23 protein-coding genes are annotated in these 26,583 nt (G+C 61.5%); 7 read left to right on the top strand and 16 right to left on the bottom strand.

The window, feature by feature from the left end; genetic code table 11:
* The first annotated feature begins 60 nt into the window (after nt 1-60).
* The 5 genes from ACU8HS_RS23015 (at nt 61) to pepT (ending at nt 5,056) form a co-directional block, all read left to right on the top strand.
* Nucleotides 61-996, top strand: coding sequence for a carbohydrate ABC transporter permease (locus ACU8HS_RS23015; RefSeq protein ID WP_112570396.1), 936 nt, complete (start codon nt 61-63; stop codon nt 994-996).
* 3 nt (nt 997-999) lie between these two features.
* Nucleotides 1,000-1,830: a carbohydrate ABC transporter permease gene (locus ACU8HS_RS23010; protein WP_112570394.1), complete on the top strand. Its 831-nt coding sequence runs from the start codon at nt 1,000-1,002 to the stop codon at nt 1,828-1,830.
* A 4-nt stretch (nt 1,831-1,834) separates the two neighbouring features.
* Nucleotides 1,835-2,893 carry a sn-glycerol-3-phosphate ABC transporter ATP-binding protein UgpC gene (locus tag ACU8HS_RS23005; RefSeq protein WP_112753988.1) on the top strand — a complete coding sequence of 353 codons (1,059 nt, stop codon included), beginning with the start codon at nt 1,835-1,837 and terminating at the stop codon, nt 2,891-2,893.
* Nucleotides 2,859-3,716 carry a metallophosphoesterase gene (locus ACU8HS_RS23000; protein WP_447016265.1) on the top strand — a complete coding sequence of 286 codons (858 nt, stop codon included), beginning with the start codon at nt 2,859-2,861 and terminating at the stop codon, nt 3,714-3,716. Before ACU8HS_RS23005 ends, ACU8HS_RS23000 begins: the two co-directional genes overlap by 35 nt.
* A gap of 107 nt (nt 3,717-3,823) precedes the next feature.
* Nucleotides 3,824-5,056 carry a peptidase T gene (gene pepT, locus ACU8HS_RS22995; protein ID WP_112570387.1) on the top strand — a complete coding sequence of 411 codons (1,233 nt, stop codon included), beginning with the start codon at nt 3,824-3,826 and terminating at the stop codon, nt 5,054-5,056.
* Nucleotides 5,057-5,146: 90 nt separating this feature from the next.
* Here pepT and ACU8HS_RS22990 read toward each other — a convergent pair whose 3' ends face one another.
* The 5 genes from ACU8HS_RS22990 to ACU8HS_RS22970 all read right to left on the bottom strand — a co-directional run bounded on the left by ACU8HS_RS22990 (nt 5,147) and on the right by ACU8HS_RS22970 (nt 9,935).
* Nucleotides 5,147-5,956: a cell wall hydrolase gene (locus tag ACU8HS_RS22990; protein WP_112753982.1), complete on the bottom strand. Its 810-nt coding sequence runs from the start codon at nt 5,954-5,956 to the stop codon at nt 5,147-5,149.
* A gap of 159 nt (nt 5,957-6,115) precedes the next feature.
* On the bottom strand, nt 6,116-7,156 hold the full coding sequence (locus ACU8HS_RS22985) for a sulfate/molybdate ABC transporter ATP-binding protein (protein ID WP_447016264.1): 1,041 nt from the start codon (nt 7,154-7,156) through the stop codon (nt 6,116-6,118).
* Nucleotides 7,157-7,166: 10 nt separating this feature from the next.
* A complete protein-coding gene (gene cysW / locus ACU8HS_RS22980) occupies nt 7,167-8,054 on the bottom strand; it encodes a sulfate ABC transporter permease subunit CysW (protein ID WP_447016263.1) in 888 nt (295 codons plus the stop codon).
* On the bottom strand, nt 8,044-8,901 hold the full coding sequence (gene cysT / locus ACU8HS_RS22975; RefSeq protein WP_112570379.1) for a sulfate ABC transporter permease subunit CysT: 858 nt from the start codon (nt 8,899-8,901) through the stop codon (nt 8,044-8,046). Before cysT ends, cysW begins: the two co-directional genes overlap by 11 nt.
* Before the next feature lie 8 nt (nt 8,902-8,909).
* On the bottom strand, nt 8,910-9,935 hold the full coding sequence (locus ACU8HS_RS22970; RefSeq protein ID WP_112703434.1) for a sulfate ABC transporter substrate-binding protein: 1,026 nt from the start codon (nt 9,933-9,935) through the stop codon (nt 8,910-8,912).
* A gap of 354 nt (nt 9,936-10,289) precedes the next feature.
* On the opposite strand from ACU8HS_RS22970, the gene ACU8HS_RS22965 reads away from it, so the two are divergent.
* Nucleotides 10,290-11,306 carry a porin gene (locus ACU8HS_RS22965; protein WP_112753974.1) on the top strand — a complete coding sequence of 339 codons (1,017 nt, stop codon included), beginning with the start codon at nt 10,290-10,292 and terminating at the stop codon, nt 11,304-11,306.
* 87 nt (nt 11,307-11,393) lie between these two features.
* Here the strand turns inward: ACU8HS_RS22965 and ACU8HS_RS22960 are convergent, their stop codons facing one another.
* The 11 genes from ACU8HS_RS22960 to ACU8HS_RS22910 form a co-directional block, all read right to left on the bottom strand.
* Entirely contained in the window at nt 11,394-11,849 is a 456-nt protein-coding gene (locus ACU8HS_RS22960) for a PTS sugar transporter subunit IIA (RefSeq protein WP_112753972.1), read from the bottom strand.
* Nucleotides 11,850-11,878: 29 nt separating this feature from the next.
* On the bottom strand, nt 11,879-12,571 hold the full coding sequence (locus tag ACU8HS_RS22955; protein ID WP_112703437.1) for a response regulator transcription factor: 693 nt from the start codon (nt 12,569-12,571) through the stop codon (nt 11,879-11,881).
* A complete protein-coding gene (locus ACU8HS_RS22950) occupies nt 12,568-15,279 on the bottom strand; it encodes a DUF4118 domain-containing protein (RefSeq protein WP_112753970.1) in 2,712 nt (903 codons plus the stop codon). Before ACU8HS_RS22950 ends, ACU8HS_RS22955 begins: the two co-directional genes overlap by 4 nt.
* Nucleotides 15,280-15,344: 65 nt before the next feature.
* On the bottom strand, nt 15,345-15,914 hold the full coding sequence (kdpC, locus tag ACU8HS_RS22945) for a potassium-transporting ATPase subunit KdpC (protein WP_112570366.1): 570 nt from the start codon (nt 15,912-15,914) through the stop codon (nt 15,345-15,347).
* 12 nt (nt 15,915-15,926) lie between these two features.
* Nucleotides 15,927-17,987 (bottom strand): potassium-transporting ATPase subunit KdpB, encoded by a 2,061-nt coding sequence (gene kdpB, locus ACU8HS_RS22940; protein ID WP_112753968.1) that lies wholly within the window; start codon nt 17,985-17,987, stop codon nt 15,927-15,929.
* A gap of 211 nt (nt 17,988-18,198) precedes the next feature.
* Complete coding sequence (gene kdpA / locus ACU8HS_RS22935) at nt 18,199-19,902, bottom strand: potassium-transporting ATPase subunit KdpA (RefSeq protein ID WP_112753966.1); 1,704 nt, start codon at nt 19,900-19,902, stop codon at nt 18,199-18,201.
* 52 nt (nt 19,903-19,954) lie between these two features.
* Nucleotides 19,955-20,044, bottom strand: a complete 90-nt coding sequence (locus ACU8HS_RS22930) for a K(+)-transporting ATPase subunit F (protein ID WP_007825856.1) — start codon at nt 20,042-20,044, stop codon at nt 19,955-19,957.
* A gap of 350 nt (nt 20,045-20,394) precedes the next feature.
* Nucleotides 20,395-20,667 (bottom strand): transposase, encoded by a 273-nt coding sequence (locus ACU8HS_RS22925; protein ID WP_162702903.1) that lies wholly within the window; start codon nt 20,665-20,667, stop codon nt 20,395-20,397.
* A 7-nt stretch (nt 20,668-20,674) separates the two neighbouring features.
* A complete protein-coding gene (locus ACU8HS_RS22920; RefSeq protein ID WP_112753964.1) occupies nt 20,675-22,120 on the bottom strand; it encodes an HlyD family type I secretion periplasmic adaptor subunit in 1,446 nt (481 codons plus the stop codon).
* A 14-nt stretch (nt 22,121-22,134) separates the two neighbouring features.
* Entirely contained in the window at nt 22,135-23,850 is a 1,716-nt protein-coding gene (locus tag ACU8HS_RS22915) for a type I secretion system permease/ATPase (protein WP_112570356.1), read from the bottom strand.
* 103 nt (nt 23,851-23,953) lie between these two features.
* On the bottom strand, nt 23,954-24,529 hold the full coding sequence (locus ACU8HS_RS22910; protein ID WP_112570354.1) for a PE-PGRS family protein: 576 nt from the start codon (nt 24,527-24,529) through the stop codon (nt 23,954-23,956).
* Nucleotides 24,530-25,091: 562 nt separating this feature from the next.
* Between ACU8HS_RS22910 and ACU8HS_RS22905 the strand changes: the two genes are divergently transcribed.
* Nucleotides 25,092-26,180 (top strand): hypothetical protein, encoded by a 1,089-nt coding sequence (locus tag ACU8HS_RS22905; protein ID WP_112703444.1) that lies wholly within the window; start codon nt 25,092-25,094, stop codon nt 26,178-26,180.
* Nucleotides 26,181-26,583 lie beyond the last annotated feature (403 nt).

The raw sequence follows: 26,583 nt of genomic DNA, 5'->3' as shown, positions 1-26,583 counted from the left end.
GCCGCCGCTCATGCAACGACAGACGGCGCGCCGAAGCGCTGCAAGGGGAATTATCGGGCAATGACCATCACCGCCGAAACGCTTCAGATGCGCCACGACCGCCGGCCATGGCTGCGTCGTCTGGCCGAGGCTTCCGAGCCCTATCTCTATAGCGCGCCTTCGCTGATCCTGATCATTGCGGTGATGCTGGTGCCGCTTGTCGTCGGCGTCTCCTATGCCTTTCGCGACATCCAGCTTCTCAATCCCTTCTCCGGCGGCTTCGTCGGCATCGAGCACTTCCGCGCGCTTTCCCAGGACAAGGCCTTTTACGGCGCGCTTCGCAATACGCTCTGGTGGACCGGCGCTTCTGTCATCCTGCAATTCATCTTCGGCCTCATCCTGGCTCTGCTGCTCGACAAGCCGTTCTGGGGCAGGGGTGTCATCCAGGCGTTGGTCTTTCTGCCCTGGGCCGTGCCGTCCTTCCTTGCCGGCCTCAACTGGGCCTGGCTTTTCAACCCGGTCATCGGGCCGATCCCGCACTGGCTCTTTGCACTGGGATTGATGAGCGAACCGGGCAATATTCTTTCCGATCCGCAATATGCGATGTGGGGGCCGATCATCGCCAATGTCTGGTGGGGCATTCCCTTTTTCGCCATCACGCTGCTTGCTGCGCTGCAGGCGATCCCGCGCGATCTCTACGAGGCGGCGTCCATCGACGGCGCCGGCTGGTTCCAGCGCTTCTGGTCGATTACCTTGCCGTTCCTGGCGCCGACCATCGCCATAACCGTGATGCTGCGCACGGTCTGGATCTCGAATTTCGCCGATCTCATCGTCGTCATGACCGGCGGCGGGCCGGCGGACAGGACGCAGATCGTCGCCAGCTACATTTTCACCCAGGCCTTCAAGCGGCTGGACTTCGGCTATGCCTCGGCGATCGCGCTGGTGCTGCTGGTCCTGCTTCTGGCCTATTCCATGCTGATTATCCTGCTGCGGCAGAGCCTGCTTGCAAAGGATTGAGCCATGAGACGCTCCATTCTCCCCGTTGTCGCGCACCGTCTGGCGATCCTCGCCTACGTCGTTTTCGCACTCTTTCCGCTCTTCTGGCTTCTGAAAGTCTCGGTCACGCCGAACGACCTGCTCTATACGGAGGGTGTGCGCATGTGGCCGTCGCGCACCACATGGGAACATTACAGCTTCGTGCTGGAGCACAGCGCCTTCCCGACCTTCTTCAAGAACAGCCTGATCGTCTCGGCTTCGACGGCGGTCACGGTGACGATCTGCGCCTCGCTGTCCGGTTATGCGCTGTCGCGTTTCACCTTCCGGGCGAAATACTGGATCGTGGCGCTGATGCTGCTGACCCAGATGTTTCCGCTCGTCATGCTGGTGGCTCCGATCTTCAAGATCCTGTCGCCGCTGCACCTGACGAACAGCCTGACCGGTCTCGTCATCGTCTATACCGCCTTCAACGTGCCCTTCGCGACCTTCCTGATGCAGTCCTTCTTCGACGGTATCCCGAAGGATCTCGAAGAGGCGGCGATGATCGACGGCGCCACCCAGTTCATGGCCTTCCGCCAGATCATCCTGCCGTTGACGCTGCCGGGTATCGCGGCGACCCTCGGCTTCGTCTTCACCGCGGCATGGAGCGAGCTGCTCTTCGCGCTGATGCTGATCAACGGCAATGATGCGGCGACCTTCCCGGTCGGCCTTCTTACTTTCGTTTCGAAATTCTCCGTGGATTTCGGGCAGATGATGGCGGCGGGCGTCATGGCGCTCATTCCAGCCGGCCTCTTCTTCCTCCTCATCCAGCGTTATCTCGTCCAGGGCCTGACGGCCGGCGCGGTCAAGGGTTAGTCACATGGCATCGATCGACATCAAGAATATCCAGAAATCCTACGGTCATTTCCCGGTGCTGCACGGCGTCGATCTGGAGATCAAGGACGGCGAATTCGTCGTTCTCGTCGGCCCCTCCGGCTGCGGCAAGTCCACCCTGCTGCGCATGATCGCGGGCCTCGAGGACGTGACCGGCGGCGAGATCCGCATTGCCGGCAACCGCGTCAACGAGCTGCATCCGAAGGACCGTGACATCGCCATGGTGTTCCAGTCCTATGCGCTCTATCCGCACATGAATGTCGCCGGCAATATGAGCTACAGCCTCAAGCTCAGGAAGACGGCGAAGGAGAAGATCGCGAGCGCCGTTGCGGGTGCTGCCTCCAAGCTCGGCCTCGATCCCCTGCTCGAACGCCGGCCGAAGGCATTGTCCGGTGGTCAGCGCCAGCGCGTGGCCATGGGCCGCGCCATCGTGCGCCAGCCGAAGGCCTTCCTCTTCGACGAGCCGCTGTCGAACCTCGACGCAAGGCTGCGCGAACAGATGCGCGCCGAAATCAAGAAGCTGCATGGCGACCTCAAGGCGACCTCGATCTACGTGACCCACGACCAGATCGAGGCGATGACGCTGGCGGACCGCATCGTCGCCATGCATGGCGGGGTCGTGCAGCAGGTCGGCAGCCCCCTGGAGCTCTACGACCGCCCCGCCAACCTTTTCGTCGCGGGCTTCATCGGTTCTCCGGGCATGAACTTCCTGGAGGCGAGCTATGAGACGGGCGGCGTGAAGCTGAAGGACGGCACGATCGTGCCGCTCGACAAATCGCTCCCCTTGTCGAACGGCGAAAAACTCACGCTCGGGATCCGGCCGGAGCATGTCGTCATGACGGACAACGGAGCCGGGATCGCCGCCGATGTCGAGCTCGTCGAGCCGACCGGCTTCGGCATCATCCTGCATCTTTCGCTGCACGGCCTTCCGTTCAAGATATTCACGCTCGATCGCGAGGCTCTGAGTGCCGGGCCGAAGGTCAAGGTTGCCTTCCCGGCCAAGCATCTGCATGTCTTCAACGGCGAGGGCAATCGCGTCGACTGAATGCAGCAAGGCGATAGAGCATCGCCGTCGCTTCCGGCATATTGCCTTCACTAGGGAAGGAGAGGGCGATATGCTTATTGCGCAGATATCCGATATCCATGCCAGCCCGGACGGTCCGTCCTTGCTCGCATTCGAAAGAGCAATCGACTGGCTGAAGGCATTTCGTCCGGACGCGCTTGTCCTGACCGGAGATCTGGTGGACGACGGATGGCAGCAAGGCTATCGCCGGATTGCCGAAGGCCTGCGGGCGTTGAATTTTCCCGTTTATCTCCTGCCGGGTAACGGTGATGATCGATCGGTGATGCGGGCCGAGCTTTCCGAAGTCGGACGCTGGACAGGTATGTCGGGGCCGATGCATTTCCGGGCGGCTGTCAATGGCGTTTCCCTTGTCGGCGTCGATGTTACGGTACCCGGCCAAAGCTATGGCGAAATCCGGCCGCATCTGCCGTGGCTGAGGAATGCGCTTTCCGATGTCGCGATCCCGGTTCTCCTCTTCACGCATCAGCCGCCCTTCGAGGTCGGCATCGAGGTGCTTGATCAGGTCGGGTGCAGAAACGGCGATGCACTGCGTGAGTTCCTGGAAGCGGGGACGCGTCCGCCACTTGGCGTTCTTTGCGGTCATGTGCATCGGCCGGTTTCCGGCAGATGGGGATCGATTGCGCTCCAGACCTGCGGTTCGCTTTGTCCGCCCAATCCACTTCTCTTCCGAGGTCGGCACGATCTTCCGCTTCTCGACGCCCCCTCGTTTCTGGTGCATGAGCTCAGGAAGGATCAGCTCCTGTCGCATGTGGTTTCGATACGGTCGATTGCCGACAATGTATAAGACGGGTTGAATGGCGGGTGCCCGTCTGCCTGGAGTGGAAAAGAGCTTTCATCATAGGACCTTCGGTGGCTATATGATCGGACGATGATCATGCTGGACTGGACAATATGACAAACGCCGTTATCGACCGCTTTCTCCGCTATGTCGTTATCGATACGCAATCCGATCCTGCCTCGTCCACGCAGCCGACCACCGAAAAGCAGAAGGATCTCGGCCGGGTCCTGGTTGCGGAACTCCTGGAGATCGGCCTTTCGGATGCGCATCTGGATGAGCATGGTTATGTCTATGCGACCATCCCGGCCAATACCGACAAGAAGGTGCCGGTCATCTGTTTTTGCTCGCATATGGACACGGCGCCTGATTTCACCGGCAAGAACGTCAAGCCGCAGATGGTAAGAAACTATGCCGGCGGAGATATTCAGCTGCCGGGCGATCCGAGCCGGGTGATCCGTGTTTCCGAACATCCGGAACTCAAGAACCAGATCGGCAACGACATCGTCACGACGGACGGAACGACGCTGCTCGGCGCCGACGACAAGGCCGGCCTGGCCGAAATCATGGCCGCAGCGCAGATCCTCGTCGACAATCCGCAGATCAAGCACGGAGTGATCAAGATCCTCTTCACCCCGGATGAAGAGGTTGGCCGCGGCGTCAACAAGGTCGACCTGAAGAAGCTCGGCGCGGATTTCGCCTATACGATGGATGGCGAAACCGCCGGTCATATCGAGGACGAGACCTTCTCGGCTGATAGTGTCGATATCGTTATCGCCGGCGTGGCGATTCATCCGGGTTTTGCCAAGGACCGGATGGAAAACGCCATCAAGATCGCCGGCGCGATCATCGACCGGTTGCCGAAAGAGATCGCCCCGGAAACGACTGAGGGCAAACAGGGCTTCATCCATCCGACGGGTGTGGCGGGCTCCATGGAAAAGGCTGCGATCAGCCTCATCATTCGCGATTTTACCGACGAGGGCCTGACCGAAAAGGAAGCTATGCTCGAAGCGATCGTCAAGGATGTGATGAAATCCTATCCGGGATCGACCTATCGTTTCGACGTGAAGGAACAGTACCGCAACATGAAGGTGGTGCTCGACCGTCATCCCGAAATCGTCGAAAATGCCGTCGAGGCGGTGCGCCGGGCGGGCATGACGCCGGTGCGCGGCAGCATTCGAGGCGGCACCGACGGCTCCCGTCTTTCCTTCATGGGCCTGCCGTGCCCCAACATTTTTGCCGGCGGCCACGCTTTCCACTCCCCGCTCGAATGGATCAGCCGTCAGGATATGGAAAAGGCTGTCAGCACAATCGTGGAGCTTGCGAAAGTCTGGGAAGAGCGCGCCTGAAGCGTCTCGCCATCCTTTCAGATCCGCCTGCGACGCCTTGGCTCTGCGTTTTTGCGATGACGCGCTTTCGCGCTTTTTGATCTTCCCGGCTCAGCCGCCGTTTGCCGGAATGCTCGGTCGCAGCATCACGCTGTCATAAGCAGGGCGCGGCGTCGGGATGGCGATGGGCGTGCCGGGTTCGGGCACGATCGCGGTCGCCGCTGCCGGCATCGGCAAGGGGCTGATGCTTGCCGTCGGTGTCGGGTCGGGAGACGGGAGCGGTACGGGAACGTCCGAGGGAATCAGCACCTCGAACTGCGGCGGGAGCATGCTCTCGCCGGGTATATAGTTCATTGCAACTTCGTAGGAGGGCAATGGCGGCGGCGTTTCGAGCGTGCCATCCTCGTCGCGCTTCTCGTAGAAGGCGTTGCCGCCGGCGACCGTCACGTAGTGCATGTTGTTGTAGGGAAATTTCAATCCTGCCGTGTGGAAGAACATCGCGTCTCCGACAGCCGGATGGCGTTCGCCGCTCAGGATAGCATCGGCTGCGGTCGTCAGCTCCGGTTCTGCCTGGGGCTTGACCTCGCGCGTCATGACGCCGGGCGCGAATTGTTTCCTCTGGGCTACGACGCCGCAGATGGAGTCGGCATAGGCGCCGGAGGTCAGCCGGTTCATGACGACGCTGCCGACGGCCATGTACCCGGCCTCGTCCGAAGGTCGCGATTCGAAATACATGGCCCGCTTCAGGCAGTCGCGATCCTTGGTGGTGTAATTGAATGTGACCTTTGCCGGTTGAACCTGTTTCGGTTTGGTTTTGACCGACGCAGTTGCCGGTTTCGGTGTCGTCGTGCAGCTCGCGGCTGCCAGTCCTACGAACAAAATCCCAACCAGGGATTTTCCAAAGGAAATCTCCGCCCTCAACGCCAGGTGCCTCCTATTGGATTAGTCCAGCCCTTTTCGATCCAAGCGAAAACGTTTTACCCGGCATGTGACAAAAATACAAACAACCGGAGATCACAAAAATAACAAAGGGTTCCCGCCGGAAATACGATTCTGGCGGGAACCGTTGTTGCGGCAATATCAATGCCGGAAAAGCTTCCAGCGTGTCGGCTTGAAGGCAACGCGCAAGCGATCGAGCCTGTCGGCCTCGCTCGGCGGAAGCTCGATCTCGATATGCGGGCGGTCCTTGCCGATGTCGAGTTCGATATGGCGGGTGCCCGCGACGCGCCGGCTGGAGACCGGCTGGCCGGCAATGCAGTTCTCGGCCGATTCGCAGAGCCGGACGTCGTGCGGGCGGAAATAGAGCTGTGCCGCTCCATCGGCCTCACCCTCGGCGTTGAGACCCAGTGAGCGGCCTTCGAAGCGGATATCGCCGCCGGCGATTTCCACCTGCAGGCAGTTGGACTGGCCGACGAAGCCGAAGACGAAAGGCGAGTTGGGACTGTCGTAGACCTGGTCCGGCGTGCCGACCTGTTCGATCGCGCCCTGGCTCATGACGACGACACGGTCGGCAAGCTCCATTGCCTCGTCCTGATCGTGGGTGACGAAGACGGTTGTATGGCCGGTGCGATCGTGGATTTCGCGCAGCCATTTGCGCAGGTCCTTGCGCACCTGCGCATCGAGCGCGCCGAACGGTTCATCGAGCAGCAGCACGTTCGGCTCGACCGCCATGGCGCGCGCCAGCGCCACGCGCTGGCGCTGGCCGCCGGACAGCTGTGCCGGATAGCGTCTTTCGAGGCCGGAAAGCTGCACGAGATCGAGCAGTTCCAGCGCCCGCTTGCGGATCTCCGCCTTCGGCGGACGGCGCGACGCATTGCGCACCTTCAGGCCGAAGGAAACGTTGTCGAGCACCGTCATATGCCGGAAAAGCGCATAATGCTGGAACACGAAGCCGATATTGCGCTGCTGGACCGTCTTTCTCGACGCATCTTCCTCGCCGAAGAAGATCTGGCCTTCGGTCGGGCTTTCAAGGCCGGCGATGAGGCGCAGCAGCGTGGTCTTGCCGGAGCCCGACGGGCCGAGCAGTGCGATCAGTTCTCCGGAGCGGATGCTGAGCGAGACATCGTGCAGGGCCGGAAAGCGATCGAATTCCTTGCGTAGGTTTTGGACGCGTACTTCCATTCTATTTCCTTCAGTGCCGCCGGCTGGCGGCGATTTCCGCGCTGTAGCGCATTTCCAGCAGCGTCTTCAAAACAAGGGTGACAAGCGCAAGCAGGGCCAGAAGCGAAGCGACCGCAAAGGCCCCGGTGAAATTGTACTCGTTATAGAGGATTTCGACCTGCAACGGCATCGTGTTGGTCTGGCCGCGGATGTGGCCGGAGACGACGGATACGGCGCCGAACTCACCCATGGCGCGCGCGTTGCAGAGGAGCACGCCGTAGAGCAGGCCCCATTTGATGTTGGGCAGCGTGACGTGCCAGAAGGCCTGCCAGCCGCTCGCGCCGAGCGAAAGGGCAGCCTCTTCGTCCTGTGTCCCCTGTTCCTGCATGAGCGGGATGAGTTCGCGCGCCACAAAGGGAAAGGTGACGAACATCGTCGCCAGGATCAGCCCCGGCGCCGCAAACAGGATCTTGATGTCGTTGGCGCTCAGCCACTGGCCAAGCCAGGTATTGGCGCCGAAGAGCAGCACGAAGACGAGGCCCGAGATAACAGGCGAGACCGAGAAGGGCAGGTCGATCAGTGTCGTCAGAAACGCCTTGCCCTTGAATTCGAATTTGGCGATCGCCCAGGCAGCGGCGATGCCGAAGACAAGGTTCAAAGGCACGCTGATGCCCGCCACGATCAGCGTCAGGCGGATTGCCGAAAAGGTTTCGGCATCCTGAAGGGCTGTCAGGAAGGAGCCGGCCCCCTTGCGGAAGGCCTCGATGAAGACGGCCGCCAGCGGCAAGAGCAGGATCAGCAGCAGGAAGACGAGCGAGATGACCACGAGTGTGATGCGGGCGATCCTGCTTTCGGTGACGGCCGAGTGGACCGTGCGAGGCTCGGCGGCAGAAGCGCTTGCGAAACGATCAGACGCCATAACCGTACCTCCGTCTGCTCCAGCTCTGGATAAGGTTGATGACGAGCAGCATCGTGAAAGAGATGATCAGCATGATCGCGGCAATGCCCGTCGCTGCCGCGTAGTTGAACTCTTCGAGCTTGATGACGATCAAAAGCGGCGCGATCTCCGATTTGAACGGCAGGTTGCCGGCGATGAAGATGACCGAGCCGTATTCGCCGACGGCGCGGGCGAAGGCGAGCGCGAAGCCCGTGAGCACGGCCGGGGCAAGGCCCGGCAGCAGCACGCGGGTGATCGTCTGGAAACGGTTGGCGCCAAGCGTGGCGGCAGCCTCTTCGACTTCCTTGTCGATCTCTTCCATGACCGGCTGCACCGTTCGCACGATGAAGGGCAGGCCGACGAAGATGAGGGCGACGACGATACCGGCCGGCGTGAAGGCGATCTTGATGCCGAGCGGCGTCAGGAACTGTCCTACCCAGCCGTTCGGCGCGTAGAGGGTTGTCAGCGCAATGCCGGCGACGGCCGTCGGCAAGGCGAAGGGCAGGTCCACCATGGCGTCGATGATGCGCTTGCCGGGAAACCGGTAACGCACCAGCACCCAGGCAAGGACGACGCCGAAGACGGCGTTGAGACAGGCAGCGATGAAGGCGCATCCGAAGCTGATGCGCAGTGCGCTCAGCGTTCGCTGGTCGAACGCAATGCCGAAGAACTTTTCCCAGCCGAGTGTGCTCGACCGCCAGGCAAGGCCCGACAGCGGGATAAGGACGATGAGGGTCAGCCAGATCAAGGTAAGGCCGAGCGCCAGTCCGAAACCCGGAATGACGCTCGGCCGCTTGAACCGCCACCGTGTGGGGTTATGTGCGCTCATAAGACCTATTATTGGGCAGGCTTGTAGATCTGGTCAAATATGCCGCCATCGCCGAAGAATTTCGGCTGTGCATCCTTCCAGCCGCCGAAGTCGTCGATCGTGGCAAGCGTCAGCTTCGGGAAGCGGGCGATATCGGCTGGGTCGGCAGCTTCCGGCTTGATCGGGCGGTAGTAATGCTTGGCCGCGATCTTCTGGCCTTCATCCGAATAGAGGTAATTCAGGTAGGCTTCCGCGACCTTGCGGGTCCCCTTCTTGTCGACGTTGACATCGACGATTGCGACAGGCGGGTCGGCGCGGATGGAGAAGGTGGGAGTGACGATCTCGAACTGGTCGGGGCCGAGTTCCTCGAGCGAGAGATAGGCCTCGTTTTCCCAGGCGAGCAGCACATCGCCGAGACCGCGCTGCACGAATGTGGTGGTCGCACCGCGTGCGCCGCTGTCGAGAACCGGAACGTGCTGCAGGAGCTTGGTCACATAGTCCTGCGCCTTGGCTTCGTCGCCGCTGTTTGCCTGCTTGGCCCATGCCCAGGCGGCAAGGAAGTTCCAGCGGGCGCCGCCCGAGGTCTTCGGGTTCGGCGTGATGACCTGGACGTCGTCCTTGATGAGATCAGCCCAATCCTTGATGCCCTTGGGGTTGCCCTTGCGCACGAGGAAGACGATCGTCGAGGTGTAGGGCGTCGAATTGTTCGGGAATTTGGTCTTCCAGTCGGCAGGGATCTTGCCCGTCGCCTTGGCGATCGCGTCGATATCGCCTTCGAGAGCCAGGGTCACGACGTCGGCGTCGAGACCGTCGATGACCGAGCGCGCCTGCGCGCCGGACCCCCCGTGGGAGGCCTGGATCGTTACGGCTTCGCCCGTGTCGGTCTTCCACTTCGCAGCGAAGGCAGCATTGAAATCCTTATACAATTCGCGCGTCGGATCATAGGATACGTTCAGAAGTGTCTGGTCGGCGAATGCCGGTGCGACGCTGCCGATCGCAAAACTGCCCGCCATGACCGCGGCCGCGATGAGCCGGGTGAACCGTAAAATCTGCATAGGAACCCTCCGTGGTTATAGCTAAACTCTATCAACTAAGTCGTATAATGAAACGAAGATTGTTTCGGTTCCGGGGACCAACCTTAGAAAGCCATCCCATTTTCAGCGGGTGATTGCGAACGGGACGTGCTGCCAGTTGGCCGCGGCCAATTAAGGCGCTGCGCCACAGCCGTGATTTTTCTGCCACAGTTCGACCCCGAAAGTGTCATTGGTGTGTCGATTTTTGGTCTTCTTTTGCAGCGCTGACGTTTTCGAATGCCTACATGGACTTCCGGTCGTTGGGATTCGGCGACCGATGGCAGGGGTGCCCTTGAAGCATTGCTTGCCTCTTTCAAACCGTAAAAGGTCTTTCTGATGTCTATTAAAACTATCCTTCTTGGCTCTGTTGCCGCCCTTGCAGCGGTTTCCGGAGCACATGCAGCAGACGCTATCGTCGCAGCCGAGCCGGAGCCCGTAGAATATGTTCGCGTTTGCGACGCCTACGGGACTGGCTACTTCTACATCCCCGGCACCGAAACCTGCCTCCAGATCAGCGGTTACATCCGTTTCCAGTTGAATGCTGGTCCGGGCCAGAGCGGCGACGCTGACTGGGATGCCACTACCCGCGGTCAGGTCACCTTCCAGACCAAGAACGACACCGAGTACGGCACGCTCACGGGCGTTATCACGCTGCGTACCAACGCTGACAACGCTACCGACCAGGTCACCACGCTCGACGAAGGCTATATCGACATCGCCGGCTTCCGCGTTGGTAAGCAGTACAGCTGGTGGGATGACGATCTGAGCGGCGAGACGGACACGCTCTCGAGCAACGAAACGACTCACAACTCGATCCGTTATCAGTACGAGACCGACACGTTCGCGGCCGGTGTCTCGCTCGACGAACTTGAATATACCTACGACGAGAAGCCCGGCGAAGGCCCGAACAACTTCGGCGTCGCAGGTCAGGTTTCGTTCAAGAGCGGCGCATTCAGCGGCTACCTGCTCGGCGGTTACGATACCGACAACGAAGAAGGCGCCATCCGCGCAATCCTCTATGCCGACATCGGCCCCGGCACCCTCGGCCTCGCTGGCATCTGGGCTAGCGGCGCTAACTACTACTACGAAGAGTCCGAATGGACGATCGCTGCCGAGTACAAGGTCAAGCTCACAGACAAGTGGGCCGTTACCCCGGCCTTCCAGTACTTCGACAAGATCGAACTCGATGCTGACGGCAAGGGCTTCAGCGGCGGCAGCGCCTACACGACCGGCGTCACCGTCGATTACCAGATCGTTGACAACCTGCGCAGCAAGCTCAGCGTTCAGTATCACGACGAAGAAGACGGCGACGACGAAACCTTCGGTTTCCTGCGTCTGCAGCGCGACTTCTAATAAAAAGGGGCCGAAGTGGCCCCTTGTTTCCGCTTTGCCTTCTCCCCGCCACGGCGGGGAGAAGGTCGAAAGTTAAGCGAACTTTCCTTAAACGCGCGAATCCGCGATGAAATCCGAATAGAATTCATCGGTGCTTCTGGCCTTGCGCATGGCCGCTAGCACGCCATCCGATTGAAGCCTGCGGGCGATGGCGGCGAGCACGTTCAGATATTCCCCGCGATTGTTTTCCCCGAAAAGCAGCACGACGGCGATATCCGTCGGGATGTCGTCGATCGCATCAAAATCCAGCGGCTGGGCAAAGCGGATCAGGAGACCGCGTGGGCTTGTCATGCCGTCGATGGCTGCATGGGGAACGGCAATGCCGTTGCCGATGCCGGTGGAACCGAGCTTCTCCCGGGATTCGAGCGCTTTCAGAACGGTCTGGCCGTCAATTCCGAAGGCGTTGCCGGCCCTTTCGGCGATGGCCTGCAGCGCGCGCCACTTGGTCGTCACCGACAGGCCAATGAAGGTGTGCTCCGGCCGGATGATGTTGGGGAGGTTCATTTCATTCTCGATGCTGTTCTTGGCAGGTATCAGTCGGGCTCGCGGAGCCGATAGCCGACCCCGGTCTCTGTGGTGATATAGTGCGGCTGGTCGGGAATCTGCTCGACCTTTTGCCGCAGCTGGCGCACATAGACGCGCAGGTACTGCACGTCCGCCGCCGGACCCCACACCTGCTTCAGAAGAAATTGATGTGTCAGTACCTTGCCGGCATGCTGGGCGAGCACGCGCAGGATGTCGTATTCCTTCGGCGACAGCTTGATCTCCCTGCCGTCGACCTTGACGATGCGCTTGACAAGGTCGATCGACAGGCCGCCGGTCTGGAAGATCGCCTTTTCGCCCTGCTGCTGCAGCCGGTGGCGGAGCGCGACGCGGATGCGGGCGCCGAGTTCGTTGATACCGAAAGGCTTGGTCACATAGTCGTCGGCTCCGGTTTCCAGGGCCTTGACGATGCCGGCTTCGTCGGTGCGGCTCGACAGGATGACGACGGGCATGGTCAGCCCGTCCTCGCGCCATTCCTGCAGGAGATCGTGGCCCGGCATGTCGGGAAGGCCGAGATCGAGCACGATGAGGTCGGGCTGGTCGTCCTTGACAGACTGGCGGGCCGCACCGGCGTTCGGCGCCTCGTGGACCTCATAGCCTTGCGCGGTGAGGCCGACACGCAAGAGCTTGCGGATGGGTGGCTCGTCATCGACGACGAGGATCTTGACGGCTGAACCGGTCATTTGAGTTCATCCAGTTTGGGAATGTCATTCGGTTTGGGAAGGCGGATGGTGAAGACGGCGCCGGACCGGTCCGTCCGGTTGCCGGCGGTGATCGTCCCGCCCATCGCCTCGATGAAGCCCCGGCAGATCGAGAGGCCGAGGCCGGTGCCGGCGCGCACCTGATCGCCCTTGCGCACGCGGTAGAAGGTATCAAAGACACGGGTAAGGTCTGCAGGCGGGATGCCCGGGCCTTCGTCGGAGACCTGTACGACGACATTGTCGGCATCCGCCCAACCCTCGATGCGGATGACGGAACCTTCGGGCGCATATTTCGCGGCGTTGTCGAGCAGGTTGAAGAGCACCTGCTCGAAGAGAACAGGATCGACGCGGACCATGGGCAGGTCGGCCGGGATCGCCATCTCCGTCCTGTGATGATCGAGGATCTTTGCGGCGCGGCGCAAGGCGCTGCCGGCAATGTCGCCGGCATAGTGCAATGCATAATTCGGTTCCATGGCGCCGGACTCGATCTTCGTCATGTCGAGCAGGTTGGCGATGAAGCGGTTGAGCCGCTCGGATTCGTCGACGACCGTCGAGAGAAGGTCGGCGCGATCGTCTGCCGACATGGAATCGAAATAGTCGCGCAGCGTGCCGGACGCACCGAGAATTGCCGCAAGCGGCGTTTTCAGATCATGCGAAATCGAGGTCAGCAGCGCAGACCGCAGGCGGTCGGCCTCGGCTGCAAGTTTCGCCCGGTCGACATCGGCGACGAGCTGGACGCGCTCGATGGCGAGTGCCGCCTGGTCGGCAAGAGCATCCAGAAGACGCTGCTGCTCGGGCGTCAGCAGCGGGCCGTCACGGCGGTCGCTGTCGAGGCCGATGACGCCGACGGCGGTGCGGCCGGTGCGCAGCGGTACATAGAGGCGCTTGGCGCCGGGCAGCGTATCGGCGCCGCGACCGGCGGCATGATTGTGCTCCCATGCCCAGCGGGCGGCGGCAATATCGGCATCGTCGAGCGTATCGTCGGGCGGATAACCGGCCTTGACCGCAATGGAATTGTCCTCCGGCAGCAGCAGAACGACACGCACCTTCAGCATCGAGGCGATCTGGAAGGCGGTGGCCCAGAGAACGTCGTCCAGCGTGCCGGTGCCGGCGAGCTTCTTGGAAAAGAGGTAGAGATCTTCCGTCGTTCGCGCCCTCTGTCGGGCCGCGGCCGCCTGCCTCTGCACGGTTGCCGTCAGGTTGGAGGCGATGACGGCGACGCCGAGGAAGAAGAAGAGCGCCAGCACGCTCTCGGGGTCGCTGATCGTCAGCGTATAGCGCGGCGGCAGGAAGAAGAAGTTGAAGGAGAGGGCACTGGCGATACAGGTGTAGAGCGCCGGTCTCAGCCCGTGGATGACTGCCGATGTCAGCACGGCCATCAGGAAGACGAGGGCCAGGTTGCGCACGTCGAGGACCTGATCGAGCACGACGCCGACAGCCAGCGCAATGGCGACATAGGCTGTCGAGACGATATAGGCCCTGAAATTCAGCGCCGGGGCAGCCGCCGCGGCCTTGACGCCACGCTGGGAGCTTGTGTCCTTCTCGTTTCCGGAGATGACGTGAACGCTGATGTCGCCGGCCCGCCGGATCAGCTCGTCGGTCGTCGAGCGGCTCCACCACCATTCGCGCCATGTCGGCGTCTTCGGCGCGCCGATGACGATGTGGGTGACGTTGTTGGCGGTGGCGTGACGCACCAGCTCCTCGGTTACCTCGCGGCCGGGAATGGTGATCGCTTCGCCGCCAAGCTGTTCGGCCAGCCGGAGCGTCGCGGCAATCGTATCGCGCTGTGTTTCAGAAAGATTGATCGAGCGGTTGGTCTCGATATAGACGGCTGCCCAGGGTGCGCGCAGCCGCGCGGCCATGCGGGAGGCGTAGCGAACCAGCGAGGCGGAGCGGGGATGATCGTCGATCGATACCAGCACGCGCTCGCCGGCCGCCCAGGGACCGGAAATGGCGTGCGCCTGCATATGGTTGAGCAGCTGGTCGTCGACGCGCTGGGCGGTCTTGCGGAGCGCAAGCTCGCGCAGCGCCGTCAGGTTGCCGGGCGTGAAATAGTTGGTCAGCGCCCGCTCGGCGGTCTTTGCCACATAGACCTTGCCATCGTGAAGGCGCTTGATGAGGTCGTCGGGCGTCAGGTCGATGATCTCGATATCGTCGGCCATATCGATCACGGAGTCCGGGACGGTTTCGCGCACCCGGATGCGGGTGATCTGCGAAACGACGTCGTTCAGGCTCTCCACATGCTGGATGTTCAGGGTCGAATAGACGTCGATGCCGCGGTCGAGCAGTTCCTTGACATCGAGATAACGCTTCGGGTGGCGGCTGCCCTCGGCATTGGTATGGGCAAGCTCGTCGACGAGAACGAGATCGGGCTTGCGGGCGAGAATGGCGTCGAGATCCATCTCTTCGAGCGACTGGCCGCGATAGGCGATCTTCACACGCGGTACGATCTCGAAACCGGCAAGCAGCGCCTCGGTCTCCTTGCGGCCGTGGGTTTCGACGACGCCGATCACCACATCGAGGCCGTCGGCCATCTTGGCGCGGCCGGAGACCAGCATTTCATAGGTCTTGCCCACGCCGGGGGCGGCACCCAGGAAGATTTTCAGGCGCCCGCGCGACTCCGCCCGGGCCTTTTCGAGAAGCGCATCGGGCGAGGGCCTGCCGGCCTGGTCGCGGTTGTCGTCTGGCATGCGGTTCGGTCTTTCTTCGCAAGCAAGCCCCGGCGCGCCTTGCAGCGCTCCGGGGCTCTCAACCTTCACTGAGTCATAGAAGCATCAAGGCTCTGGTTCAACGCCAGAACATTGACGGTCGGCTCCCCGAGCAGGCCGAGTTCGCGGCCGGTGACGGCCGCATCGACCAGCGCCTTGACCTTGGCTTCATCGACGCCGCGGGCCTTGGCGACGCGCGGCACCTGGAAATAGGCGGCATCCGGCGAAATATGCGGATCGAGCCCGCTGCCCGAGGCTGTCACGAGGTCAGCGGGAACCGCGGCATTCGGGTTGGCTGCTTTCGCCGCTTCATAGTCGCCCTTCACGCGGTCGATCAGTTTCTGGCTGGTCGGGCCGAGGTTGGAGCCGGAGGAGGAGGCGGCATTGTAGCCGTCGCCGGCAGCCGAGGGGCGGCCGTGGAAATACTTGTCGCTGGTGAAGGCCTGGCCGATCAGCTCGGAACCGACGACCTGGCCGTTCTTTTCGACAAGGCTGCCATTCGCCTGGAAGGGGAAGAGAGCCTGGGCGGCTCCCGTCATGGCAAGCGGGTAGAGAAGGCCGGTGATGGCGGTGGTGGCAACGATCATGACGATTGCCGGACGAAATTCTCTAAACATTGTCTGGACTCCTTAGGCGAGGCCGACGGCCGTGATGACGATGTCGATCGCCTTGATGCCGATGAAGGGGACGATGATGCCGCCGAGGCCGTAGATCAGCAGGTTGCGGGAAAGCAGCGCACCGGCACCGATCGGACGGTAGCGCACACCTTTCAGCGAGAGCGGGATCAGAGCGATGATAATCAACGCATTGAAGATGATCGCCGACAGTATCGCGCTCTGCGGCGTGGCAAGCCCCATGATGTTGAGCACGCCGAGCTGCGGATAGAAGGTGAGGAACATCGCCGGGATGATGGCGAAATACTTGGCGATGTCGTTGGCGATCGAGAAGGTCGTCAGCGCGCCGCGGGTCATCAGGAGCTGCTTGCCGATTTCGACGATCTCGATGAGTTTCGTCGGGTCGGAGTCGAGGTCGACCATGTTGCCGGCTTCGCGGGCAGCGACCGTGCCGGTGTTCATGGCGACACCGACGTCGGCCTGGGCGAGAGCCGGGGCATCGTTCGTGCCGTCGCCGCACATGGCGACGAGCTTGCCCTTGGCCTGTTCCTCGCGGATCAGCTGCAGCTTGTTTTCAGGCGTTGCCTGGGCAAGGAAGTCGTCCACGCCGGCCTCGGCTGCGATGGCGGTCGCCGTCATCGGGTTGTCGCCCGTGATCATGACGGTGCGGATGCCCATGCGGCGCAACTCGTTGAAGCGCTCGCGGATGCCGCCCTTGACGATATCCTTGAGCTGGATGACGCCAAGCAGCCTGCCGTCGCGGGCAACGGCGAGCGGTGTGCCGCCGGCCTTGGCGATCTCGTCTGCGATCGACTGCAGTTCGCGCACGACTTCGGCGCCGTTCTTCGCGGAGGCATCGCCGTTCACATAGGCGAGTACGGCATCGACGGCGCCCTTGCGGATGGCAGAACCTTCGAGATCGACACCGCTCATGCGGGTCTGGGCGGTGAAGGGCACGAAGGTAGCCTTCAGGCCGGCCATGTCGCGGCCGCGGATGGCATATCTTTCCTTGGCGAGCACGACGATCGAGCGTCCCTCCGGCGTCTCGTCGGCCAGCGAGGCGAGTTGCGCCGCATCGGCGAGATCCTGTTCGGAGACGCCGCGTACCGGGCGGAAGCTGGTGGCCTGGCGGTTGCCGAGCGTGATCGTGCCGGTCTTGTCGAGCAGCAGCGTATCGACGTCGCCGGCAGCTTCGACCGCGCGGCCGGACATGGCGAGAACGTTGAAGCGAACGAGACGGTCCATGCCGGCAATGCCGATCGCCGAGAGAAGGGCGCCGATCGTGGTCGGGATCAGCGTGACGAAAAGGGCAACGAGCACGATGATCGGGATCGAGCCGCCGGCATAGGCCGCAAAACTCGGGATCGTCGCGGTGGCGAGCACGAAGATCAGCGTCATGCCGGCAAGCAGGATGTTGAGCGCGATTTCGTTCGGCGTCTTCTGGCGTTCGGCGCCTTCGACGAGCGAAATCATGCGGTCGAGGAAGGTCGAACCGGCAGCCGCGGTGATGCGCACGCGGATCCAGTCGGAGAGAACCTGCGTGCCGCCGGTGACGGCCGAGCGGTCGCCGCCGGATTCGCGGATGACCGGGGCGGACTCGCCGGTAATCGCCGCTTCGTTGACCGAGGCGACGCCCTCGACGACTTCGCCGTCCGATGGGATGATGTCGCCGGCTTCGACGAGAACGAGGTCGCCGACTTTCAGGCTGGTGCCGGGCACCATGCGGTAGCCGCTGCCGTTGTTGGCGGTCAGAAGCTTGGCCTGGGTTTCGGTGCGCGCCTTGCGCAGCGAATCTGCCTGCGCCTTGCCGCGGCCTTCGGCGACGGCTTCGGCGAAGTTGGCAAAGAGCACGGTGAACCAGAGCCAGAGGTTGATCTGGAAGGAGAAGCCGAGATTGCCGTTTCCGGCGATCAGGTCGCGGACGAAGAGGATGGTGGTCAGTGCCGAGACCGTGGCCACGACGAACATGACCGGGTTCTTGGCGAGGGTGCGCGGGTTGAGCTTGGTGAAAGCAGCACCCACGGCCGGAATGAGGATGCGAGAATCGAGGATACTCGCGGATTTTGCCTGGCTCATGAGAGACTCCAGCTTTGAAACGAGGATGGCGAACCGGACGGCCGGTCAGCCCTGTAAAATTCTGATGGCGCAGACGATCACGAGCAGGCCTGCCATCATCACCAGGATGATGTCGGAGGCGCGCGGTGCCCGCTGGGCTCCACGCCCCGGCAGACCGGGACGTGGATGGAAGGCTTTTCGGAGCCTGTGGCGGATGAGCATGACGCTTACCTCAGAAGGTCTGACCGGCGATCATGACCAGGTGCTCGACGATCGGGCCGAGGGCCAGCGCCGGGAAGAAGGTGAGACCGCCGACGATCAGGATCGTGCCGATCAGCAGGCCGACGAAAAGCGGCCCGTCTGTCGGGAAGGTGCCGGCAGAGGCCGGAACCGTTTTCTTCGCAACCAGCGAGCCTGCGATGGCGAGCGCCGGAATGATGACGAGGAAGCGGCCCATCAGCATGCCGATACCGAGCGTGACGTTGTACCAGGGCGTATTGCCGGTCAGGCCACCGAAAGCCGAGCCGTTATTGGCCGCAGCCGACGTATAGGCATACAGGATTTCGGAGAAGCCGTGCGGGCCGGCCGTGCCGATCGAGGCAACGGCGGACGGCAGCACTGTCGCGATGGCCGTGAAGACCAGCATGGCGAGCGGCAGGCAGAGGATGGCGAGAACGGCCATCTTCATCTCCTTCGCCTCGATCTTCTTGCCGAGATATTCCGGCGTGCGGCCGACCATGAGGCCTGCCACGAAGACGGCGACGATGATGAAGAGCAGGATGCCGTAGAAGCCGGCGCCGACGCCGCCGACGATGATTTCGCCGAGCTGCATGTTGATGAGCGGGATCAGGCCGCCGAGGGCGGTGAAGGAACCGTGCATGGCGTTGACGGCGCCGCAGGAGGCGGCCGTGGTGATGACCGCAAAGAGCGAGGACATGGCAACGCCGAAGCGGACTTCCTTGCCTTCCATGTTGCCGCCGGCCAAGCCGAAGGCATGCATCAGCGGGTTGCCGGCAGCCTCCGCCCAATAGGTAATGCCGACGCCGACGATGAAGAGAACGCCCATCGTGGCGAGGATTGCCCAGCCCTGCCGCTGGTTGCCGACCATGCGGCCGAAGACGTTGGTCAAGGCTGCGCCGATCGCGAAGATGGAGACCATCTGGATGAGGTTGGAGATCGCATCCGGGTTTTCGAAGGGATGGGCGGAGTTGGCATTGAAGAAGCCGCCGCCATTGGTCCCCAGCATCTTGATGGCGAGCTGGGAGGCAACAGGGCCGACGGCGATCGTCTGCTTGGCACCTTCAAGCGTGGTTGCGTCCACATAGGGGCCGAGGGTCTGCGGCACGCCGAGCCAGACATAGACGAGCGTCAGCACGATGCAGAGCGGCAGCAGCACGTAGAGCGTGGCGCGGGTCATATCGACCCAGAAATTGCCGATCGCCTTGCCCGATGCGCGCGAGAAGGCGCGGATGAAGGCAACGGCGATCGCTATGCCTGTCGCGGCAGACACGAAGTTCTGAACCGTAAAGCCCATCATCTGTGTCAGATACGACATGGTGCTCTCGCCACCGTAGTTCTGCCAGTTCGTGTTGGTCACGAAGCTGACGGCGGTGTTGAACGTGAGCTGTTCGGGCACGGCGGTCATGCCGGCCGGATTATAAGGCAGAACCCCTTGCAGGCGCATCAGCGCGTAAAGCACGATGACGCCCATCAGGTTGAACATCAGAAGAGCGAAGGCGTAGGAGGTCCAGTGCTGGTCTTCGCGCTCGCTGGTGCCGGCAACGGCATAAAGTCCCCGCTCGATCGGAACGAGGACCGGTGAAAGGAATGTGCGCTCGCCGCTGAAGACGCGCGTCATGTAGCCGCCGAGCGGTTTGACGAGCACAAGGACGATCCCGCAATAAAGCAGGATCTGAAGCCATCCGTTGAGGGTCATGGGAGGAAACTTTCAGTACCCGGCCGCTTCCACAGGAGAAGCGCCGGCGCTTTCAGAAACGTTCTGGGCGGATGAGAGCGTAGGTGAGGTAGACGGTGAGAAACACGGTTACGGCACCGCTCAAGACATAATCGAGGGTCATCGGTTCTCTCCTGTCAGAGCCTGTCACAGGCGCGCGTATAGGCAAAGCAAAGGCCGAAGAATATGATTGCAGTGCCGAGTAGAATTATATCCATCATCGATCGTGACTCCGGTTTGTTATTCTTGGAGTCAGACAAGACAAAGGGCGCCGGCTCCTGGGAGGCGGCACCTTTTATGCTTTCTGGCGTGGAGATGATCTTTGCGATCTCTCGGACATTAATATGCAGCCGAAGCGCATAAAGGTTCGAGATTGAGCCGGAGGCATCAATATAAAAATCTTATAAATGTCTTTATGCGGCAAGGACCAGTCCGGCGCTATCCGGCGACAAGCCCTCTGTTCGGGGGCCCGCCTCACCCTTTCGGTGTCTTCGCCAGCATTTCGCTCAGCGTTGCCGCCGACAGCATGGCTTCGGCCAAAAGCTTCTTGAGCTTCTGGTTTTCTTCTTCCAGTGCCCGCACCCTCTTGGCGTAGAGACCGACATTTCCGGACTGGAGGGATTGCCACCGATAGAAGGTCGGTTCGCTGATGCCATGCTTGTGGCAGACATCCGCCACCGTCACCCCGGCCTGATGCTCCTTCAAGATACCCGTGATCTGGTCGTCGTCGAATTTTCTCTTGCCCATCACCGCGTCAGTCCTCACGAAATGCTCTGTTGAAACTGTCGAGGAGCGGTCTGATGGCATAGAGCGCCACGCTGCTTTGGCCGGTTTCGATCAGTGTCTGTGCGGGCATGCCCGCGATCAGTTCGACATTCCTCATTTTCGCCAGCCGTGCGTCCGTCACACGGATCGTCGCGGCAAAGTAGGGCTGGCCGCTCTGCGTGTCGGTGAGACGGTCCGCTGACACATACTCGACCCGACCTTTCAGGAGTGGAACGCGTCGCTGATTGTATGGAAGCAGGTGAACCTGTGCCTCAAGCCCCGCACGCACGAGGTTGATGTCTTCCGGCCTGACATGGGCGGACACGATGAGGCGATCGGCGCGCGGCAGAAGATCGACAAGCGGTTCACCCGCGCCGATCACGCCACCGGTCGTGTGGACGCGCAGGTTCATGATCGTCCCATCTTCGGGGGCACGGATATCGGTTCTCAAGAGCTGGTCGTCGATTGCCCGCAGGCGTTCGCGCAGTTGCATGATCCGGCTTTCCGTCTCGCGCATGCCCTGGGCGATTTCGCTCAACCGGTCGCTTTCGAGTTTTGCGATATCGGCCTGTGTCTCGCTGATGACCTGATGGGCGCGAGAGATCTGTGCTTCAATTTCACCCTGTCGACCATCGAGGTCGGCTTTTTCCCGCTGGAGGTTGAGAAGCCTGCTCTTTTTTTCCAGTCCCTTCGTGTTGAGGGTTGTTACCTGAGCCAGTTCCTGCTGCGAGATTGCGGCTCTGTCGGCCAGCGACGCCTTCTGCGCACCAAGGCCGATGATTTCCTGCCGCACCTGCGCGATCTTTTCATTGGCAATCTGGATTTCAGCCTGCATGACCCGGCGACGGGCTTCGAATATTTTCTGCTGGCCGGTCAGGATCGTCCCGACGGAAGGATATTTGTCCATTGCCGCCCTGAGTTCTTGCGGATAGGCGACATGGTCGGCGCCTGTCTGCTCCGCAAGCAGGCGGGCGCGGTTTCCTTCGGCGTCCCAAAGTTGCCCTAGAATGCTGTCGCGCTCCGAGCGAGCCTTCGTGTCGTCAAGTTCAATCACAATCTGCCCGGCCATGACCGTATCGCCGTTTCTGACGAGTATCCGTCGCACGATGCCGCCCTCCAGATGCTGAATGGTCTTGCGGCTGGACTCCGGTTCGATAACGCCCGATGCGATCGCAGCACTTTTCAGCGGTGCCATGGCCGACCAGGTTCCCAATCCGACTATGAAGACCAGGATCAGCATGTTTCCCGTCCAGGCGACGCCCCTGAGCCTCGACATCGGCGACGCGGGGGCGGGTGCGCGCTGTTCCGGTTCGATGACCGGCCAATAGGTCGTCTGCCGTCTGGCTGCCGTTGCCGACCGTCGAGCCAAACGCAGACCCGTCCTCGGCAGGTTTGAAAGTCTCGCCAGCATCGGCTCCAGTTGAACAAGGGTCATGGCGGCGTCGCTCCCTATGTTCCTGTTCGAGACGGTGGCTGAAGGTAGGTTTCATAAATTCGCTCACTGTCCCCGAAGGCGGCCACCGTCCCGTTGCGCATGATGGCAATCTTGTCGGTGACGGACAGGATTCCCATCCGGTGGGTTATGATAACGACCGTCATCCGTCTCGATTTCATGCGCTCGATCGCCTGGAACAGCATGCGTTCGCCGTCATAATCCAGGCTTGAATTCGGATCGTCGAGAACGACGAGCGACGGATTGCCATAGGCTGCCCGTGCCAGCCCGAGCTGCTGGCGTTGTGCTCGAAGGAGCAGGTTGCCACCTTCGCCGATATCGGTCTCGTAGCCTCGGGGCAGCCGCATGATCGCCTCATGCAACCCAACCAGCTTTGCGGCGTCGATCGCTTTGCCGGGATCTCCACCGTCCAGCCGACCAATCACATCCTTGATGGCGCCGCCGAAGAGTTCGATGTCCTGCGGCAGGTATCCGACGTGGCGGGTTCCGCCGCAAAGGCGCAGGGCTGAAATATCGACCCCGCCGAGAAGAACACATCCGCTCGTTGCCGGCAGGACGCCCGCCAGGATGCGGCCGAGTGTCGATTTTCCCGACCCCGACGGGCCGATGAGCGCTATGCATTCGCCTGGCGCGAGGCGCAATGTGATATCAGTCAGTATCGGCCGATTGGCGAATGGCTGAATATAGCTGACATGGTCGAGCACGAGTCCGTTGGGTTCCGGCATCGGCACCATTCGGGCGTCCTGCCCGGATGCGACTGTTATCAGCATTCTGTTCAGGCGATCGAAGGCGCTGCGGGCAAACGTAAAGGAGCGCCATGCGCCGATTGCGCCCTCGATCGGTGCGAGCCCGCGGCCGAGCAGCAAGCTCGCAACGAAGATGATACCCGGACTGCCGTTGCCGGCGAGCACCAGCCATGTGGCGGACCCCATCATGAGGATCTGCGCGAGCGTGCGGATCGACTTGGAGAAACCAAGAATGATCTCCGTCCGGTGCATCGCGACGTCCTGCGATCTTCTTGCCATTTCCGCATCGCGATAGACGATCAGCGCTGCACCGTCCTGCATGCCCATTGCCCGGATCACCTCGATGTTCTTGAGGGCGGTCGCAAACCGCAGGTAGCTCCTTGAAAGGGCGAGATTGGCATGGGCAAGCGGCTCTCGCGTCGCCAGCTCCGTCAGAAGCGCAAACAGAAGGAGCGCAGTTGCGCTCACGAGGCCGATGGTCCCCAGCAGCGGATGAACAAGAAAGAGCAGGAGCAGGAATACCGGCGCCCAGGGAACGTCGAAAAAAAGCGAACTGGCCGGTGAATCGAGGAATTGGCGCAATGCGGCCAAATCCCGGTAGCATTCCGAGGCGGCCCCCGTATCGGCGCGAGCGGCGTATTCGAATGACGCGGTGAGCACCATCGGCCGCAGCCTGTGGTCCAGCCAGCTGCCGATACGCGAAAGCGCTGCCCTGCGAACGATGTCCAGGGTGGATCCGACCAACACGGCGATGGCAATGATGATCGTCAGCATCAGCAGCGTGTCGGCGCTTCGGCTCGACAGGACCCTGTCATAGATCTGCAGCAGATAGATGGAAGGCGCCAGAAGAAAGAGGTTGTAGCCGCAGCTGTAGAGGAAGACCAACCCGAAGGCTCCGGCGCACGCCCGGAGCGCAACGACCAGATGTGTCTGAGGGTGCGACGGCTTTGTGGAATTCGTTGTCATTATCAGATCTCGCTGCACTTGATACTGACAAGAAGAGGCTGCCTGCTCGTTCAGCAACCTATCGGGGTCGCCGGCCGGAACCGGCGACCCTCGGCACTTGAGTTCATGAGCCAATATGGCTGAGATCGATGTCGCCGAAGGCGTTTACGAAATGATCGAGAGCGTTGTTCACCGTCGTCGTTTCCGGATCCGTGTGAACCAGAGCTGATGCGATATCGCCGCCCCGGGCCATGTTCCCGTTACCACCGTTGCCGCCGACACCGGCGAGAATCGTGGCATGCTGATCGGCCATCAGTTGCGTATATTGTGTCGCGGTCGTTGCCGCATTCACCGTAGCGGTGTCGCCGCCGCTGGTGTTTCCCTGGTCGCCGTTGGAGTTGGAATCTCCCCCCGCGCCGCCGGAACCGCTGTTCGTGACCGCCGCCAGGAATCCGTTCTGGGCCTGGGCAAAGCCACCGGCTCCGCCGTCGCCGGATCCCCAGCCTGCCGACTGCCAAACGTGATCGCCGTTGTGCAGATCGGTATATGCTCCCTCGACCGTTTGCACGGGCGAGACATACGCGACCGGGTTGTAGTCAATGTTTCCATAGTTGAAGCCATCACCACCGTTGCCGGCATTCGCGTCGCCAGCATCCGGGTTGTTGAGGTGAATCGTGTCAGATACTTGTGGAATAGGCATCGATGTTACTCCTTCTACTCCGTTTCGTCCGTGATTGTTCTACGGCGTTCCCCCTACGGTGTGGGTGTTCATCATGTCACCGCCAGCCAATACAACCGCGGGTGAATATTGCTCGCAATTTAATCTGCGAACTATCTAGATATTCGGCGACGTTCCTTCGGGTGTATGCTTGGGGCGGGCCGTTGTTTTGCAATGATACTTGGCGGCTGGCGCCGGACGGCGTGAACAAGATCATGTCTGCGATCGCGTTGGCCCGGAGAAACCCAGGCAAACCGCCTGAATTTCAAGGTCCCGATCATGGGGCGCCCGGCGGAGGAAATCCTGTTCGGGACCAAGAAACATATCCAGGATGTCTGCCCCAGAAGGGGGCCGTCCGCTGCCGACCTCCCACAAAGGGACGCTGCGGCCATGACAGCCAAACGGCTACAGAACTAGCCGACAGGGCGTAGACGAATTGCAGGCTCTGCTTTTTTCCCGTTCGGATGCAAAATGCCGGAGCAATTCAGGTGCAAGCCGCTGCGCACACGATGGCCGTGTGGCTGCCGGCAGACTGGAGACGGTAATGACGGAAGCTCGTCCCTTGCTGGAAGACCCGCCCAAAGCGGGCACCGACCAACACCTCGCCTCCAACGTGGCTGCGGGGCATCTGGCGCTGGTGCCGACCTGGCTTCCATTGGATGTCGCTTCCGGCCCGAGCTACAATTCAGCCGGCAGCGGAGGGGATGGAATAAGCGAGGGCGTGATCAGCAGCAACGCGTTGGCCGTCTTCATGCCGTCCAACGCGGCTATTGCGGGACCTCATTCGGCTGCGGATGCCTTCCAGGGCAACGACGCGCTCATCAACCAGCATCCCACCGAAATGGCCGGGATCGGCGGAAATGGCGGAAGCGGCAACGTTTCCATCGGTGGCGGCGACGGTGCCAACCATGCCGGCGCCGGGGGTGACGGCCTCTTCTACGGCGGCCTCGTAAGCACCGCGGTCGCGGTGTTCACCCCCGTCAATACTGCGGTGGCCGTTGGCCCCGACGCGGTGGCGCATTCCGAGCAATCGAACAACGCACTGTTCCTGCAGGGAGCAACCCAGATTGGTGGTGTCGGCGGCGCGGGCGGGGACCATAACATCGCAAGCCACGGCCCGTTGATGAGCCCGGGAACGGCGCTCACGTTGACCGGCGACAATTATGCAGGCCACGGCGGCGATGGATATTTCATCGGCAGCATGGTCGATGTGAGTGTCGCCATATTCTCACCGATCAACATTGCCATAGGCGCCGCAGGCGGCTCTGCCGAGGCTCATCAGACGAACAATGTGATTTTCGACCAGGGTACGGTGCAGATTGCGGGTATCGGCGGCGATGGCGGCGGCTTCAACCTGTCGTCGGACACGATTTTTACCGGCAGCCAGGTGGGCGGCGGTGGTGGCGTCGGGTCGTCGACCGGAAGCATGCTGGACGTCAATTTCGCCTATTTCCATCCCATCAACATCGCCGTTCCCGCCGGTGGGACGGCGGATGCCCAACAGATCGACCACGTTCTCTACGACCAGCATGCGCTTCAACTGGCCGGCATCGCGGGCCACGGCGGAGATGGCAATCTTACGGACGCCCATTCGGCCCTCGTAGACGACATTCTAGGCTTCATGCACAGCTAGCGGATCGCCTCCGGCCGGCAAAAGCCATGTTGAACGGTATCAACACGTTATCGGAGTGTCCGGTTTCCCTAATCATAATGGGCGATTATCAGTCCCGTGCCCTTGTCGCTTTTCCCGTTGACCGACTTGCTGCCAAGGTCTGCGACTGCCTTGGGTTGAAATATCGAAACAAATCCGGGCTGATCGGCATCTCGCCATATTCCGCGGCTTCTTCCTGAACGGGTCCGTAATAGATCGGTTGTATTATCAGTGCCTTTGAAAGCTTTGTTGACTCCGCTTGCCATACGTGAATTCGGCGGGGAATGGAAAGTTTGCGCCGATAAGTCGAACCGGTGGCCCTCATAGTAAGCTCGTGAACGCGCTCCGCAGCCCCAGCTATCTCTCGCCGAGATCTCATAGACTA

Source organism: Rhizobium sp. KDH_Rht_773_N, from assembly GCF_052946295.1.
Note: the sequence above shows the minus strand (reverse complement) of the source record. Positions and strands in the feature narration are given on the sequence as shown.